Genomic DNA, 15713 nt, shown 5'->3' with positions numbered 1-15713 from the left:
GGCAACGGGACCAGCCGAACGCCAAATGCTCCACCCATCCCCGCACCCAAGGAGTCACCATGACCCTGCGACGACGGACCTTCCTCAGCATGAGCGCGGCCGGAGCGACGGGCGTGGGCCTGTCCCTGCTTGGGGCAGGCCAGGCACCGGCCGCCGCCGGGCCACTGGACACCGCGCCGACCACGCCGTTCGCGGTCGGCGTGCGCCGGTACAACTGGACCCGCGGCAGCCGCCCGTGCACCACCTACGTCTACTACCCGGCGACCGGCACCGCCGGCGGCAACCCGGTGACGGACGCCCCGGTCGCGAGCGGGGTCTTCCCCGTCTACAACATGACCCACGGCTACGGAAGCAGCCCGCAGAACTCGCTGTTCATCATCCGGGCCCTGGCCTCGGCGGGCTTCATCGTCCCCGCCCCGCACTTCAACCACAACTTCACCGACGTCAACAACGGCAACACCTCCAAGGACGTCTCGCAGATCCTCACCAACACCCTCGCGCTCAACGCGAGCGGACCGCTGGCCGGGCACATCAACACCGGCATCGGCGTCGGCGTCTCGGGCCACTCCCTGGGCGGCATGGTCACCCACGGTCTGCTGACCTCCTGGCCGGACAGCCGGATCATCTCCGCCAACCCCCAGTCCTGCGTGGACATGGGCAACCCGTCCAGCTCGGTCTCGGCCAAGGTCCTGTTCGTCCACGGCGACCGGGACTCGACCACGCAGTACTCCTCGGCCCGGCAGGCGTACTCGGAGATCACCTGGCCCAAGGCGTTCCTCACCTTCGTCGGCGGCAGCCACACCAGCTTCTGGAGCGACCAGCGCTTCCCGAGGACCGTCGTCGACTGGGCCCGCTGGACCATGTACGGCGACACCGCCGCACGGGACCGCCTCCCGGCTGACGCGTCCGGGTCCAACACCAGGTGGGAGGCCCAGCTGGGCGACTCCACCGGCGGCCCGGGCGTCTACACCCTGCTGGCCCAGCACAGCGGCAAGGCCGCCGAGATCAACGGGGCCTCCACCGCCGCCGGCGCACAACTCGTCCAGCGGACCACCAACAGTCGCCCCAACCAGCAATTCGAGTTCGTCGACGCCGGCGCCGGCCACGTCCGCGTCAAGGCACTGCACAGTGGCCTGTTCCTCCAGCCCACTGGCACCGCGACCGGAGCAGACGTCGTCCAACAGGCCGACACCAGCGCCACCAGCCAGCAGTGGCGCGTGGTCGATCACGGTGGTGGCGTGATCAGCCTCGTCAACCGGGAGTCCGGCCTGGCGATGGACGTCTGGGAGTACTCGACCGCCGACGGCGCCCGCATCTCCCAGTGGACCTACACCGGCAACCCCAACCAGCGCTTCACCCGCCGCCGCGTCTGACCGGAACGTGTCGGGGCACCGCTCGGGAAACAGGGCGTGCGGTGTCCCGACATGGCGCCGATGGTCCTTCGCGACTGACCAAGGTGTGTGCAGCCTTCACGCTCGCCGCCCGAGCGTGCGCAGGGAGACGTCCGCCCGCTGGCCCTGACAAAGCCTACGGACGCGCCAACGCGTGATCAGGCAAACGGCGAGTTTGAGGAGGGCCTCTTGGATGTCGTCGCGTCGCTCCATCGGATCCGTAGACGGCGGAAGCCGTACAGTCAGGAAGTTGGGTCGGCCGCGCGGCGAGGTGTCTGCCGTAGCAGGTCCTGTTCCGCGCGGCCTCCCGCCGAACCGGACATGACGATTTCTCGGTCATCCGGCTCTCCCGTGACTACGGCGTGAATAATCTGGCCGCTTGGGCCTGATGGATTCGGTCATGACAGATATCGCAGGCCACGACGGTCTTGCGACGCCGATCCAGCATGACGCGCGGCCCATCGGACGGCGGCCATCCGGCGCCAGGAGCCGAGTGATCAGCTCTTCGTGCGGATAGTCCACCCAGACCGGCCATCGGTTCGGTGATCTTCGCCGATCGCTGGTGCTGGAGAGGGATTCCTCCGAACCGGGCCACCAGTGGTTTCCTGTTCTTCCGTTCAATGCGGGCCTCGAAACAGACGCGGGGCCCGTTCAGGGTGTCGATTCTGGTCTTGTATTTCGCTGCCATCTTCGACGCCGACGAACGGTGCTGGGCCGCAAGGGCTTTGAGCACGGAGGTCTCCATGACCCATCGCAGCCGGTGCAGCCGGAAGACATCTCCGGCGAGCAGGTAGTACTGGACGATGCCCCGGTAGACGGCTCCGAACGTTGCAACGATGGCATGGTCGCTGCTGTTGATCAGAGCCTTCCTCTTCGCGGTTTGCCGCGGAACAGGTAAGGGGCGCTCTTGGCTTTGACTATCTCCCGAGGGACACGGAGTGCGATCTGTTCCGAGGAACCTCGCAACCCCTGTGCGGGCATGCGTGATCAGCGTCTTTTGCTGGGACAGTTCCAACTTGAGTTGCAACTACCCAATAGCGTGACTCGGGCGGCGCTCTCGCGGGCCCAATTGAGGCCCGTGTAAAGGCTCCGGCGGCGCCGTCATGGTGGCCGCACGCACCTCCGCACGCAGAACTATGGTGCCCCACCACATGTGCCACTGACCTGCGGATTCCTACGGTATGGCGACACGAATACGGCGGCGGAAAACGGGCAGCAAACACCATCTGATCTGCGATGGACGCGGCACCCCGCTGAAAGTCATCACGACCGCGGCTAACGTCAACGACGTCACCCAGACCCTCGTCCTGGTCGACGGGATCCCGCCCGTCGCGGGCCGCCCCGGCCGACCCCGCCGCAGGCCCGAAGCTCTGCTCGGTGACAAGGGCTACGACTCCAACACTCACCGCGACGAGTCGCGTCGCCGACGGATCCTGCCCGTCATCTCCCGCAAGGGATCACCGAACATCAAGGGCATGGGCAAGCTCCGCTACGTTGTCGAGCAGACCTTCGCCCTGCTCCACCACTTCAAAACGCCTCGCCGTCCGCTGGGAACGCCGCACCGAACTGCACGACGCCTTCGTCTCCCTCGCCTGCAGCCTCATCTGCTGGCGACGGCTTCGGAAGCCCAAGAACGACTGACCGGTGTCAGGGCAGGCCAGGGCCCCAGCGGGCTGTTTCAGACCGTTGGTACTCTCCGCATCCACGGCGAAGCAAGGGAGATGATCGTGGAAGCAGAGCCGTCGAGTCTTCCGAGCCGCAGGTTCAGAGGAACTGGCTTTTGTGTCCTAGTCGGTGGGCTGACCGCGGTGGTGACCATTGCCGCGATCGGGAGGGCATGGACTGCTTGTGACATCGGCAGCAGCGCAGCAGCCAACGGCATGACTCTGCTGTTTCTTACGCCTCTCATATGGATCGCTGCCGCGGTTCCGTGGGTGATCCTGCACAGCACCCTCGGAAGACGTCATCGCAGGACAGCCCTGACTGCAGGGCTCATCTTCACCGTGTGGTTCACCTGGTTCCTTGTCACATGGCTCGGGATGCCAGACTCCTACCCCGCCCCGCTGTGCCCGGACAACGTCCCACCCTGGTGGCCGAGCTTCATCCCGGCATGAGTCCGGCGTGGCCTGTGAACGACCTTGGCACCGGCAGCGGCAACTTACTCAACAGCGCCCCTAACCAGCCGCTGCACGCTAGCAAGATCGTGTTACGAGTTCTTAGCGGACCCCTCTCTGCGTTGCGGCGACGGGGAAAGCCTCACCGAACTCCATATCCGTGCTACCCGCTGTGCCGGCTTCCTCCACGCCGCAGCCGAGAAAAACGGCTGCCTGTTGGTGGTCTCCCAGGCCGTCCTCCTTGGCGCCCTCACCAACAATCAGGAAGGACCTGCTGCCTTCACCACCGCTGCGAGGCACCCATTGCCCTTCGCCGAACGCCGTGCACTCGCCAAGCCGCCCAGTGGGCTGCTCGGATGACCCCTACGTCCAATGGCCTGGAGTACAAGTAGCTCAGCCATTAGGGCCTGTCCGACGGATCGGGTGACGGTCCGGTAGCGGATAATTCCGTCCCCTGTGGGGCGAGTTGATTTTGCGGTCGCGGAATGGGCTCGGCTGGAGCCACACCTTTTCCACAATGCTCTGCGTTGCGTCACCGCCGGGGCAAGGTGCCCGGAGACGGGCCGGCCCCCATGCACGCTCAATGACGTCGAACCGTCAGGGCATGCCCAAGTCACTCACACCGGCACGCCCAGACCACCCACGAGGGCCAGAACCTGAGGCGCGATGCCGGCTACTGCGCCACTTACGATGCCGATCACGCTATCGATCAACCCGCCAATGATGGGAACACCCATGAACGCTCCTTGAGTTCGGTAACTCCCATAGTCACCAAGGGACTTCGCGGCCGCAGCCGTACTGGTGGGGGCTCACCCGTACGAGGGACGCGCTGCTGTACCCGGTGGAGCTGGGGTCGGTTGTTTCAGCAGGTGCCGCTGCCTGTGCCGGGGGTGCCATGTGCACCGTTGCCGACGCCACCGAGCCAGAAAAGGTCCTGGGCCCGTTCCAGGTCCCGCTCCGTGCGCAACTGCACCTCTAGGCCGTGTCTGACAAAACGATCACGTTTCACGGAGCCAGAGGACGAGCGATGCGAGTCGAAGGCCAGCGAGGTAGCGGGCGGCCAACTTGTCTAAGCGGGTAGCCACAGCCCGGAACTGCTTCAGCCTGCTGAAGCATCGTTCGACCACATTGCGGGCCTTGTACCGCTCTGCATCGAAGGCCGGCGGCCGCCCGCCGACCGGTCCTCGGCGCCGTCGGTTGGCGATCTGGTCGGATCGTTCAGGGATGACCGCTCGGATGCCGCGACGTCGTAAGCCGGTCCGGATGGTCCGTGACGAATACGCCTTGTCGGCGATGACCGTCGCGGGCCTGCGACAGGGGCGGCCTGCGGAAAGGCGGGGCACTCGCACCGCGTCCAGCACCGTGTCGAATACCGTTGAGTCGTTGACGTTGCCCGGGGTAACGACGATAGCCAAGGGCAAGCCGCGGCCATCGGCCGCGAGGTGGACCTTGGTGGTCAATCCGCCTCGGGACCGGCCGAGCGCCTGACCAGGCGTCGGATGTGGCGGATCTTCCAGTTCATCCTGAGCCGGTGCCCCTTTTTGCGGGCTCCGGCGGCGTGCTGGTGGGCACGGTTGATGGTGGAGTCCACCAACACGGTCCACTTCACCATGCCCACCGCGTCATCTTTGACCTGCATGTGCTCCAGCAGCTTCGCCCAGGTTCCGTCCGTCTCCCCGCGGGCGAAGCGTTCGTAAACGGTCTCCAGGGACCATAACGCTCGGGCAGGTCACGCCAGGGTGCCACGGTCCGCAACCGCCAGAGCACGCCGTTCACCACTTGGCGGTGATCCCGCCACGGCCGCCCACGACCACCAACACGCGGCAGCAGCGAGCCTGTCCGCTCCCACGCCACATCCGTCAACTCACCCCGGCCAGCCACAAGAGCAATGATCAGGTATGGCTAGTCACCCATGAACCACAAGTAGCTGCCCGGCGTCGCCGCACACGCTTCAAGGAGCTCGGCAAGGTCAAGCAGAGCCGCCTTCTGCTGGTCGTCAGTACACCCCTGTGTCAGGGTGACGACTTCCTGGTAGGCGACTTGAGCTTCCTGTTCGTTGAACAACGTGTCACCGTACGGATCTACCCAGCCGAGCTTGCCCGAGCCATGCCGGTTGAGGGTGCTCAGCACCCTCGCCAACGCTTCACCGTGCTCGTAAGAGCCCCGCAGCAAGGTGTCCCGGGACGACCCCTTTCGCGTTGGTCGCCCAGAGTGCAGTTCCAGCTCAATCCCCATGCCCCCTCCTTCGGCCTCGGACACCGAAGCTTCGCAGAGATCATTTGTCAGACACGACCTAGGTCGCCCGTACCGTGGTGCCCCAGCCCCGTCACATCCCGGTTAACGCGGCGAAGGCCGTGTCCACCGTTTCCGGTGTCTCGCTCCCGCAGGGCCGCTGACGTGTTTGGCCTGTCGGGAGGTTCGGGTGTCTGTCTCGGTTGGCGGGCGTCGATGTTGGGCCGCCCAGTTCGTCCCTGTGGGTGACGGTGCCCCGACTCACGAAACTGGCCTGGACTGCCCGGCGGCATCGGGGGTATCCGAGCCAGGATCCGTAAGTGCTCAGGCCGAGGGTGGCCGGTTCCCAAGGTTGCGGCCACGCCGAATTCAGCGCCCTCTGAACAGTCCGCCAGCCCACCCGGTACTTGCGCTCCAGCGCCCGGTTCGACATGCCCTCGCGAGCGTCACGCCGCAGCGCGGCATACAACTCGACCTTCACTGGGCACATTCACCTTGCCACCGCAACTCCGCGAGTGACACTACTTCTCACGAACAACTTCCCAGCTAACCAGCCGGTGACATCCACTCAGACGGACAACTGACAATCCACAAACACCGTCAGAGCCATCCTTGCGAAAACCATTGGTGCCCGGCTTGCTCCGCTGATGGACTGACGTCCTACCGTGAGTCTGCCGCGTGACGGAGGTGGTGGTTGTGACAGGTTATGACGTGCTTGCCGGGGTGTACGAATGGCTCATCTCGGATGCAAAGTTGCCTCCAGCCGAGTTCGCTGCGTCGTTCGACGACGTCCTCAATCTCCTGCCGTCGAACGCTCACGTCCTCGACTGTTCGTGCGGAACCGGACAGTTGGCGGTTGGCCTCGCCGGTCGTGGCATGCAGGTTGTCGCAACTGACGCCAGCGAGGCGATGGTTCGCCGGACTGGCGAGTTGTCTGAGGAGTTCGGGGCATCCGTCCGGGCCATGCGGGCGAACTGGGAAGAGTTGCCCGACCATTTCCAGGACAACACGTTCGACATGGTGTTCTGCGTTGGCAACTCGCTTCACCATGCCACGGGCGCGACAGGCAGGGGCGCTGCTCTGGAGTCGATGTCACGGCTTCTGCGCCCCGGCGGGCGCTTGGTACTCACATCCCGCACTTGGGAACTCGTGAGGGCCAGAGGTTCCCGGCTGGAGATCAGTGACCGACTCGTCCGCCGGAACGGTCGCGATGCCGTCGTGGTCTACCGCTGGGAGATTGCGCCGCATTGGGAGGAGGAGCACCACATCGAGATTGCGATCGCGCAAGTTGATGCGACCGGGTTGGTTCTTGTCCGCTCGGAACTGCTGTCCTGCTGGCCCTACCGGTACGAGGAACTCGAAGTCGAGCTGCACCGGGTCGGACTCCAGACGGAACTGAGCACGTTCGATCTTGAGGCCGAGAACTACATGGTGGTCGCGAGCAAGGTATAAACACCGGACTCTCAATCCCTGGCCGGACCGCGCGGTTGCTCGCAGGACGCTTGCGCCCTCTCATCGGTGCGGGTTGGATGTGCTCAGTAAAGGAGCACCCCCGATGCCGCCTGGCCAGTCGAAGGTCGAGTTGTACGCCGCGCTGCGGCGCGACTCCCGCCCTTGAGCTGCGTGAGCTCGGTGTGGGTGCGGGCGAGTTTGCCGGTGAGCCGCTGGTTGAGATCACGCCCGCTTTTCGTTGTGTCCGTACGGAACAGCTTCAAGCCGACCACCCCCCGTTATCGCATCGGAGATCGACAACGTCGGGCAGGCGGAGATTTGTTTCCGCAACGGGCGTTAATCATGTGAAGAACGTGTGCTGGAGGCCCGGTCGACTGGGTTGGTGGCCCTCGCCGAACGGCACGCACGCCCGTGGTGCCCGCGCGATTCGTCGGCATCAAGCACGAATCCAGCACGGTAGGGATATGAGGGGTGATGAAAGGTGACGAGAGGTCAGAAAATCCAGCACCTACCCAGCACGGTAGAAATCAAGGGGTCTGACCCCGAAGAGTCAGACCCCATTTGATCTGCATGTTTGCCAGATCAGCGAAGCGGTGTTAGGACCGTTTCCTACGTGGTGAGGCGGACGAGTCGTTTGTAGCAGCAGTGGCTGCGGCCAGACCGAGAAAAGCCAGGTAGTTGCGGGGGTTCCGCTCGTAGCGGGGGCTGAGTCTGCGGTAGCCGGACAGCCACGACATCGTCCTTTCGATCACCCACTTGCGGCGGCCCAGCCGTTCGCTGGACTCAATGCCTTTACGGGCGATCCGGACTCCAATGCGCTTGCCACGTAACCATTTCCGCAGGTCCGGGCGGTCGTAGGCTTTGTCTGCGTGTAGACGCTGGGGCTTGAAGTACCGACCTCGATGGGGGTCGTGTTTCGTTTGGTGCCCCTCGATCATGGGCTTCAGCCCTTCGCTGTCGTGGGTGTTGCCGGCTGAGACACCGACGAGGAGAGGCAGTCCGTTCGCGTCCGAACAGGATGTGCGTCTTGGAACCCGGCTTGCCCCGGTCCACGGGGCTCGGACCTGTGTGTTCGCCCCCTTTTTAGCCCTGACGTGGGCGGTGTCGAGGACTGCACGGGTGACGTCGATGAGGCCGGCAGCGTCGAGTCTGTGCAGTACTGCCTCGTGCAGACGGCCCCAGACGCCGGCTCTCGACCAGATCAGGAACCGGCGGTGGGCGGTCGACTTCGATATGCCGAAGCAGGGCGGCAGTTGGTGCCAAGCGCAGCCGCTGACCAGGACGTAGATGATCGCCGCGGACAGCGTTTCATCAGGCGTGTCCTGGGTCCCGCCGCCCTGAGGCCGCACCTTCGACGGTGGGATCAGCGGCTTTGCGATCTCCCACAGCCCGTCCGGCACGATCCAGCTCCACGTTCCCTGCCCCATACCGGAGCAACGTCCGCCTCACCACGTAAAACACGGTCTTAGACGTCGTTTCACTTGGTGAGTCTTCGGTAGCTGATCAGGCTGGTGGCTATGGCGGCGAAGGCAAGGAAGCCCGTCGGCTTGCGCTCATAACGGCGGTTGAGGCGGACTCGTCTCGACGAGCAAGCCAGCTCGTCTCAACCGCCACGACGCCAGGATCCGGTGTCGCGATAACGCCACCAGTACAGCACCGTGCCGTCGTCGGGCCACGGTGCCTCCCGTGCCCCGGGGCTCAAAGTCGTCGTGCTCCGGATCGATGGAGCGCCAGTTCGGATCCAGCGGCTCGTCATCCCGGGGCGGTCGGACCTTGGTCGCGAACCGCTCCTCGCACGCTCCGAGCTCCATAAAGTTGGCCTGAGCCTCAATCAGTGAAGGCCGGTTGGCGCCGCCGACCCAGTTGGGCCAGCGCAGCTGCACGCGATCGCCCTCCCAGAAGCACACTGGGCAGATCTCATAAAAGCCGGGCGACTCGCCCAGGGTCAGATGGCCGCAGCACACGCACGGGAAGGTCAGTTTCACGCCGGCCATCCTGCGCCATGCCAATGCGATGCCGCACCTGAGTCCCCACCCGCCCCGAGCTCAGACTCGTTTCGTTCGGCGATGTGACTCGTTGGTCTGAGCATGACGAGCCTTGCTGAGCAGATTGCGCCTGTCGTCCCACTCGGCTACAAGGGCAGCTACGGCATCGTCAGCGGCTACATCAGGAAGAAGCGCACCTCACCCCGCCCAGTTGCCGCACAGCGCCGGCACCTCGGGTGGTCACCACGTGGATCCTCAGCCTCCCGAACTCCATCACCGAGATGGAACGGCTCCGACTTAAGACCGTCCTGGCCAACTGCGCCGAACGCGACGCCCTCCTGGGCCACGTCCGGTCCTTCGCGACCATGCTCACCGAGCGCCAGGGCGAACGGCTGCCCGAGTGGCTCGATGCCGTCCGCAAAGACGACCTACCCAGCCTCCATACACTCGCCGCGGGCATCGCCCGCGACCGCGACGCCGTCATCGCCGGACTCACCTTGCCCTGGAGCTCGGGCGTCGTCGAAGGACACGTCAACCGGATCAAGATGCTCAAGCGCCAGATGTTCGGCCGCGCGGGCTTCACGCTGTTACGGAAGCCGGTACTGCTGACCTGATCCGACTGGCCGAGTTCGGCCGCTTCAGGAGCGGGAAGCCGTGGCCTGGTTTCGGCGGAGGTAGCCGTCGCTAGGGCAGCCGGCATCGGGGTCCCCGGTCGGACACATCACAGGGTCGTCTTCGTCACCGAAGAGGTAAGCGTCCACCTCACAGTCGCCAGCGGAGAAGATCAGCGACACCACAGTGCCGCGTGTGGTGTTCTCGTCAGCGGCGTTGATCTGGCCGGATTCCGCGGGGGCATAGAACGCCCAGCGGCCAGATGACAAGGCCGAAGGCCCCGTGCAGTCTGATGAGACGGGCAACTCGTCGAAGTGCTCGGCGGTGAACGTGTGATCCTCGTGAAAGGTCAGGGATGCGCTGCCCTTGCTTGCCCATCGTCCCTCAACCTGATCCGCTGAGACCTCTGCGGCGTGGATCGCCGCAGCCCAGCCGCAGGACACCGTCAGCGTCACCACCGCCCCTACGAAGGCGATTGAGCGCCACAACTGTCTGCCCACACCAACCCCTCCCCTTCGGCCGAACCTTAACCATATTTGAACGCGCTCAAAATCGTACAGTGGTCCGCCGCCGGGGACACCGGCGGAGTGCGAAAGCCGCAGTGCTAGTCAGCCGGAGACGATCCTCCAACCAAGGGCCGGCAGGAAACGCCTTACCGGCTCGCCCGCTGCTACAAGCGGCGCGCCACCGTCGTCGACGCATTCGGGACGAACGCTCGAACCGCCGACCATGACCGCACCGTCGTCCGCGCCACATCTAAACGTCGCGCACCGCGAGCAGTTCGACCGCTGCCCCAGACGACTCCAGCAGTGGTGCAGCGGCAGAACGCCGGGGATCCGCCCGGAAGGCAGCGAGATCCTCGCTGCTGGGAAAGGTGATGAGGTGAGCCTCGACCTGATCGTCCAGAGTGCGCAGTCGGCGCTCAAGACGCCCTCCATGCTCGGCAAGGAGGGGCAGGACAGCGCTCTCATAAGCATCGAAGGCGCCCAAGCCCCCTTCAGGTAGCCGCGCGAGCATCAAGTAGGTCACGGCCATGGCTCCCTCATAGCGGTCTGTAACCGGTGATCTTCTGAGCCTAGCTGGAGTACACGCCCTCAACGCCGCCCCAGCGGCCATCTATCCGCGCGACCTCTTACGACCTGGTCCGCGATAGACGACTGGGGGAGGACGGCTTCTGGAGCGAACTGACAGCATGAGCTCATGGACGATTCAGTGGACCTCGGCGAGTTCGTTGTGCGCCGCGCGAGTGAGTCAGAATCGGACGCGCTGGTTGTGATCGACGCGGTCGCGGTCGAAGGTGACGTAGGGCGGCAGGCGAGCATCCGAAAGTGGTGCCAGCAGGGCTTGGTGGTCGTAGCGGAGGACGCGTCTGGCCTGCTTGGCTACTGCGTGGTTGAGTACACGTTCTTCGAACAGGGCTTTGTCACCATGCTGATGGTGGCCCCATCGGCCCGCGGCAGAGGCGTTGGTCATCGGTTGCTGAACGCCGTGGCTGCCTCGTGCACGACCCCCAAGCTCTTCACCTCGACCAACGTCTCCAACCAGCCGATGCAGCGACTGCTTCAACGAGCCGGTTGGAGCCCGGTCGGCCTTCTCCACGGCCTCGATGAGGGCGACCCCGAGCTGTTCTACCTCTGCCGACCGTAGACGGGGCGGATGCACCCCGTTACCCGTGACGTGAAGCGGAACGCACGAGGAGCAATGCTCAAGACCTGTGGATCAGCTCGGGGAGGACGTACCTTCCCGGGTGATTGATCGATTGGTCACCGAGCAAGACCGGTGTTCGCAGCACCGGCCGGGAAGGCACGTCCGTGCTCAGCGTAGTGAACGACGACGGCAGCACCGCCAACGGCTCCTCCCTGATCGACGAGATCGTCCGGGAGGGCGCACGAAGGATGCTGGCCGCCGCGCTGGAGGCCGAAGTCAACGCCTACATAGCCGAGTTGGCTAATGAGCGCGATGAGCGTGGCCGTCGCCTGGTTGTGCGCAACGGCTACCACCAGCCCCGGCAGGTCACCACCACGGCCGGCGCGATCGAGGTGAAGGCGCCGCGAGTCAACGACAAGCGCGTCGACGCCGAGGCGAGCGAGCGCAAGCGGTTCTCCTCGGCGATCCCGCCGCCCTGGTGCCGCAAGTCCCCGAGGATTGGCGAGGTGCTGCCGCTGCTCTACCTGCACGGCCTGTCCTCCGGCGACTTCGTGCCCGCCTTGGAGCAGTTCCTCGGCAGCGCGGCCGGGCTCTCCCCGGCCACGGTCACCCGGCTGACGACGCAGTGGCAGGCCGATCACGCCGCCTTCATGGACCGCGATCTCTCGGAGGTCGACTTCGTCTACGTGTGGGCCGACGGCATCCACCTCAAAGTCCGCCTGGAGGAAACCAAGGCGTGCGTGCTCGTGCTCGTCGGCGTGCGTGCCGACGGCTCCAAGGAACTGGTCGCGCTCAAGGACGGCTACCGCGAGTCCGCCGAGTCGTCGGCCGACCTGATGCGCGACTGCGCCCGCCGGGGCATGCGCGCCCCGGTCCTTGCGGTCGGCGACGGGGCGCTGGGCTTCTGGAAGGCCCTGGCCGAGGTGTTCCCCGAAACCCGTGAGCAAAGGTGCTGGGTTCACAAAACGGCCAATGTCCTCGACTCGATGCCGAAGTCCGCGCAGTCCGGCGCGAAGAAGGCCATCCAGGAGATCTACAACGCCGAGGACCGCGACTACGCGGCACAGGCGATCAAAACGTTCGGGAAGCTCTACGGCGCGAAGTTCCCCAAGGCGGTCAAAAAGATCACCGACGCTCAGGAGGAACTGCTGGCGTTCTTCGATTTTCCGGCCGAGCACTGGATCCATCTGCGGACCACGAACCCCATTGAGTCGACCTTCGCCACCGTCCGCCTGCGCACCAAGGTCACCCGCGGCGCCGGCTCCCGCACTGCAGCCCTGGCCATGGTCTTCAAACTCGTCGAGTCCGCCCAGCAACGGTGGCGGGCCGTGAACGCACCCCACCTTGCCGCGCTCGTCCGTGCCGGGGGCCCGCTTCGAACGCGGGCAATTGGTCGAGCGTCCCGCCACCGTCGCGGCATAGGGTCTGGTGCACCATGACCGACCACCACACCTACGGCACCAACACCCACACCGCCGACGAACTGGTCCGGCTCGTCAGCGACCGCCTCGGACTGGTCTTCACCGAGCGCGACAGCGACTACCGAGGTGTCTACCACCTCGCCAGCAGCCCCAACGGGCGGACCGAGATCCAGCCCAACTCGATCCCTGGCGACGGCGGTGAAGACGACCTCTATGCTCCGGAACACCCGGCGGCCCAGGTGCTGTTGCTCACCACCACCTCAACCCCGGACCCCGCCCTGCGGGCCCGCCTGGGCTGCATCCAAGGGCTCATCCACCTGCACCACGAGGCAACGTGAAGAGCTACTGATCCACAGCTTTTGACAATTGCTCACGGACCTGGGTGCACCTCCACGTGGCCGCACAACTGGCGGAGCTGCTCCGGTACCCCTGTGTCGAACGAGCCCTGGCGGAGGACCGGCTGAGCCTGCACGGTTGGTTCTACCGGGTGGACACCGGTGAAGTGCAGGAGCTGCGCGAGGCACAGGCGGCAGGCGCCCGAGACTGACCCGACCATTCCTTCCGCACCCCACGCACGCCGCCCATCCGGCGCGCGCGAAAGGACCACTGCGCGGAAGCCGCGGCCAACGGCCAGGATCTGACCGCGGGTTGGGAAGACCGCATCGAGATCCGCCCCGTGCCCCCGCGCACCGGAGGCGATCGCCGCTGACGTCATCTCGGCTCGTCAAGTCCACCGGCTTCTCCCCGAAGGGCACCACCATCCTCGTACGCAACCAGGTGCGCCGGGACGACCGAGGAAGCGCAGAGCAACTTGCAGCCGTCGCAACGCACTTGGCAGAGGCGGGCATCACGGCATTGTGCGAGATTCCCTCGGACATGAGGGTCCGCGAGGCCGCTGGCAAGGCGCTGCTTACACCCCGGGACGGCCTTGCCGAGGCCTTCGACCGGCTCGCGGATCTTGCCGCACGCGGGCTGTGAGGAGGTGAACGGTGCGGGTGATCCGCACCGCACAACCTGACGAAGATCGCTCCAGTCCTTCGCCTTCGGCTCGGGAGGGAGGGCCTGGAGCGTGCCCGCGCGGTCAGTGCCTGTGAATGATCCTCCAGGTCCGGGCCGGGGCAGCGCATCTGCCTGGGCAAGCAAGGACGCCGCCTTACGGCGCGGGCCTGTGCGTCATGCGGATCTGCAACGGGCCGCGCCGACGCTTTGCCTGACGGTCACACAGGGATCGGAGGGGTCACGGACACGTCTGACACCTCGACCACGGCCGGGGTGTTCTGGGACGTCTCCTCGGCGACGTCCGCGGCCTCCTCGGTGCGCAGGTTCGCCTTGCGGTCGTCGAACCGGCTCTTGACCTTCATGGCGGCGACGGTGGCCGCGACGGACGTCACCGCCGTGGCGCCGACGATGCCCGCGACAACGCGTCCCGCGGGGAACAGGTCGGCGTGCCCGACGAGATTGTTGCCGCTGCCGCGCAGAAGACTGCTGAATGCACCGACCGTGCTGGAGTTGGACAGGGACGTCCAGTCAGGCCGCTTCACCAGCATCAAGGACCAGATCTCGCCCTTCCAGCGAATGTTCATGTCGCCACTGTAGGGGTGCTACCCCACGCTGCGGGGCGGAACGAGATGTTCCCGGGTACAGGTCACGCAACGGGATCCCGGGCGGCGTCGTACCGCTCGATGTCCCAGCGGGAATTTGTGCACAGCTTCTGACAGACGATGTCCGCCGGATCCCTTCCGGCGAACAGCCGAGGATCTCTCGAGCGTCGCTCCGCGATGGCCAACGGCGGCCCCGGACATGGCGGGCCGCCCCCGGAGGCCGGCTGGCCCTCGCGCCGGCTCGCATACCACCCGCTCCGGTCTGTCCGCACAGTCAGTCCCACACCGAGGTGATCAGAAATGAAGTTCATTCTCATTCATTCGACAGGGTCCGTTCCGCGTTTGGCCACGAGCCGGTGGGTTCTTGAAGTCTCAATAGCTCTGTCCGATCCCCCGAGGCACAGAAGGAACGAAAATGACTGCAACAGCTTCCACGCGCTCGCGCGCGGTGAAGACGACCGCGGCCCGCATCGGCACGGTGGCGGCCGCCGCGACCGTCCTGGTCGGTTTCAACGCCGGAATGGCCCAGGCGGCCATGTCGTACAGCGGCGACTTCAGCTGGCGCTCGACGGAGGTGAAGAGGCTGGCGAACTGCGCCGCGAGCGACTGGTTCAACAACAGCAGAAGCGGCAGCCAGATCACCAGTTGTGGCAGCGCGGGTTCCAACTCGTACTGGGACAGCGATCACCTCATCGGCGCCAGCGTGCACACGATCAACGGCCGGAAGGTCGGCTATCGCTCGGACCAGTCGTGCCCGCCCGCGCGCGGCTTCAAGTACCTCAAGTGCTGGTATGTGGGCGGCAAGACCAAGGGCAACCCGGTCATCACCGTCTCCGTCATTAGTTACGGAAGCGGTGGCATGGACACTGCCGTGGACTGGTACTACCTGTAGGCCCGGCTCCGTCCGCAGGAAAGGTGGTCCCGGCGCCGCGAGTCCCGGGACCCGCTGCCCCCGACCAGGCGGACCGACCGAAGGCCGGAAACACACCAAGGCCAGCAATACCAGCCGAGCGGGCGACCGGCTCACTGAGCGGGGTGGGCTGCTTCGCTGATCTGCACCGAGCCGCCAACCCCATCATCTACACGCGGGCCACAACGTCCGCACGCACGGGGCGGCCCACGAGGACCGCCGCACGAGACGAACGAAGCCGACCGCATCGAGCTTCATACGTGGCCTGAACCGCCCCCGGTCTCCCTTCCGGTCGACCTCTGCAACTACTCCCACTTTCGACGGCCAGCCGCCCTGCCGGGCGGCTGG

At 65.6% G+C, this 15713-nt stretch carries 14 protein-coding genes and 3 pseudogenes; 9 read left to right on the top strand and 8 right to left on the bottom strand.

The features are described from left to right. The first annotated feature begins 59 nt into the window (after positions 1–59). Positions 60–1373, top strand: coding sequence for an RICIN domain-containing protein (locus tag ACTMVF_RS33950; protein WP_441274895.1), 1314 nt, complete (start codon positions 60–62; stop codon positions 1371–1373). Between the two features lie 373 nt (positions 1374–1746). On the opposite strand, the gene ACTMVF_RS33945 is transcribed toward ACTMVF_RS33950, so the two are convergent. Further along, positions 1747–2418, bottom strand: a complete 672-nt coding sequence (locus ACTMVF_RS33945) for a group II intron reverse transcriptase/maturase (protein ID WP_441274894.1) — start codon at positions 2416–2418, stop codon at positions 1747–1749. Positions 2419–2572: 154 nt separating this feature from the next. Between ACTMVF_RS33945 and ACTMVF_RS33940 the strand changes: the two genes are divergently transcribed. Continuing rightward, positions 2573–3505 (top strand): transposase, encoded by a 933-nt coding sequence (locus tag ACTMVF_RS33940; RefSeq protein WP_441274893.1) that lies wholly within the window; start codon positions 2573–2575, stop codon positions 3503–3505. A gap of 998 nt (positions 3506–4503) precedes the next feature. Here ACTMVF_RS33940 and ACTMVF_RS33935 read toward each other — a convergent pair. Both ACTMVF_RS33935 and ACTMVF_RS33930 read right to left on the bottom strand, forming a co-directional pair. Next, a pseudogene (locus tag ACTMVF_RS33935) lies at positions 4504–5386 on the bottom strand (IS5 family transposase). Between the two features lie 21 nt (positions 5387–5407). Further along, positions 5408–5740, bottom strand: a complete 333-nt coding sequence (locus ACTMVF_RS33930; RefSeq protein WP_441274892.1) for a hypothetical protein — start codon at positions 5738–5740, stop codon at positions 5408–5410. Positions 5741–6433: 693 nt separating this feature from the next. Between ACTMVF_RS33930 and ACTMVF_RS33925 the strand changes: the two genes are divergently transcribed. Beyond that, positions 6434–7189 (top strand): class I SAM-dependent methyltransferase, encoded by a 756-nt coding sequence (locus tag ACTMVF_RS33925; protein WP_441275040.1) that lies wholly within the window; start codon positions 6434–6436, stop codon positions 7187–7189. Positions 7190–7785: 596 nt separating this feature from the next. Here the strand turns inward: ACTMVF_RS33925 and ACTMVF_RS33920 are convergent. Continuing rightward, positions 7786–8589: an IS5 family transposase gene (locus ACTMVF_RS33920; protein ID WP_441274891.1), complete on the bottom strand. Its 804-nt coding sequence runs from the start codon at positions 8587–8589 to the stop codon at positions 7786–7788. A 153-nt stretch (positions 8590–8742) separates the two neighbouring features. Continuing rightward, complete coding sequence (locus ACTMVF_RS33915) at positions 8743–9174, bottom strand: CPCC family cysteine-rich protein (RefSeq protein WP_441274890.1); 432 nt, start codon at positions 9172–9174, stop codon at positions 8743–8745. Positions 9175–9455: 281 nt separating this feature from the next. Here ACTMVF_RS33915 and ACTMVF_RS33910 point away from each other — a divergent pair, with 281 nt between their 5' ends. Further along, the gene (locus tag ACTMVF_RS33910) at positions 9456–9788 is read left to right on the top strand and encodes a transposase (RefSeq protein ID WP_441274889.1); all 333 of its coding nucleotides are present in this window, start codon (positions 9456–9458) and stop codon (positions 9786–9788) included. A 24-nt stretch (positions 9789–9812) separates the two neighbouring features. Here ACTMVF_RS33910 and ACTMVF_RS33905 read toward each other — a convergent pair whose 3' ends face one another. Further along, a complete protein-coding gene (locus tag ACTMVF_RS33905; protein WP_441274888.1) occupies positions 9813–10241 on the bottom strand; it encodes a hypothetical protein in 429 nt (142 codons plus the stop codon). A 301-nt stretch (positions 10242–10542) separates the two neighbouring features. Continuing rightward, positions 10543–10821 (bottom strand): hypothetical protein, encoded by a 279-nt coding sequence (locus ACTMVF_RS33900; protein ID WP_441274887.1) that lies wholly within the window; start codon positions 10819–10821, stop codon positions 10543–10545. Between the two features lie 165 nt (positions 10822–10986). Between ACTMVF_RS33900 and ACTMVF_RS33895 the strand changes: the two genes are divergently transcribed. The 4 genes and pseudogenes from ACTMVF_RS33895 to ACTMVF_RS33880 form a co-directional block, all read left to right on the top strand. Beyond that, entirely contained in the window at positions 10987–11433 is a 447-nt protein-coding gene (locus ACTMVF_RS33895) for an N-acetyltransferase family protein (RefSeq protein WP_441274886.1), read from the top strand. Between the two features lie 164 nt (positions 11434–11597). Beyond that, positions 11598–12855 (top strand): annotated as a pseudogene (locus ACTMVF_RS33890) (IS256 family transposase). Positions 12856–12868: 13 nt separating this feature from the next. Beyond that, a complete protein-coding gene (locus ACTMVF_RS33885) occupies positions 12869–13192 on the top strand; it encodes a hypothetical protein (protein ID WP_441274885.1) in 324 nt (107 codons plus the stop codon). A gap of 41 nt (positions 13193–13233) precedes the next feature. Continuing rightward, positions 13234–13401, top strand: a pseudogene (locus ACTMVF_RS33880) (carbonic anhydrase); the annotation flags it as partial. Between the two features lie 670 nt (positions 13402–14071). On the opposite strand, the gene ACTMVF_RS33875 reads toward ACTMVF_RS33880, so the two are convergent. Next, on the bottom strand, positions 14072–14437 hold the full coding sequence (locus tag ACTMVF_RS33875) for a hypothetical protein (RefSeq protein WP_441274884.1): 366 nt from the start codon (positions 14435–14437) through the stop codon (positions 14072–14074). Between the two features lie 433 nt (positions 14438–14870). Between ACTMVF_RS33875 and ACTMVF_RS33870 the strand changes: the two genes are divergently transcribed. Next, on the top strand, positions 14871–15347 hold the full coding sequence (locus ACTMVF_RS33870) for a hypothetical protein (protein ID WP_441274883.1): 477 nt from the start codon (positions 14871–14873) through the stop codon (positions 15345–15347). The last annotated feature ends 366 nt before the right edge of the window (positions 15348–15713 follow it).

This window comes from Streptomyces sp. SD31, assembly GCF_052068475.1.
Classification (GTDB): Bacteria; Actinomycetota; Actinomycetes; order Streptomycetales; family Streptomycetaceae; genus Streptomyces.
The sequence above is the reverse complement of the archived record's forward strand: the minus strand, read 5'-3'. Positions and strand labels throughout refer to the sequence as shown.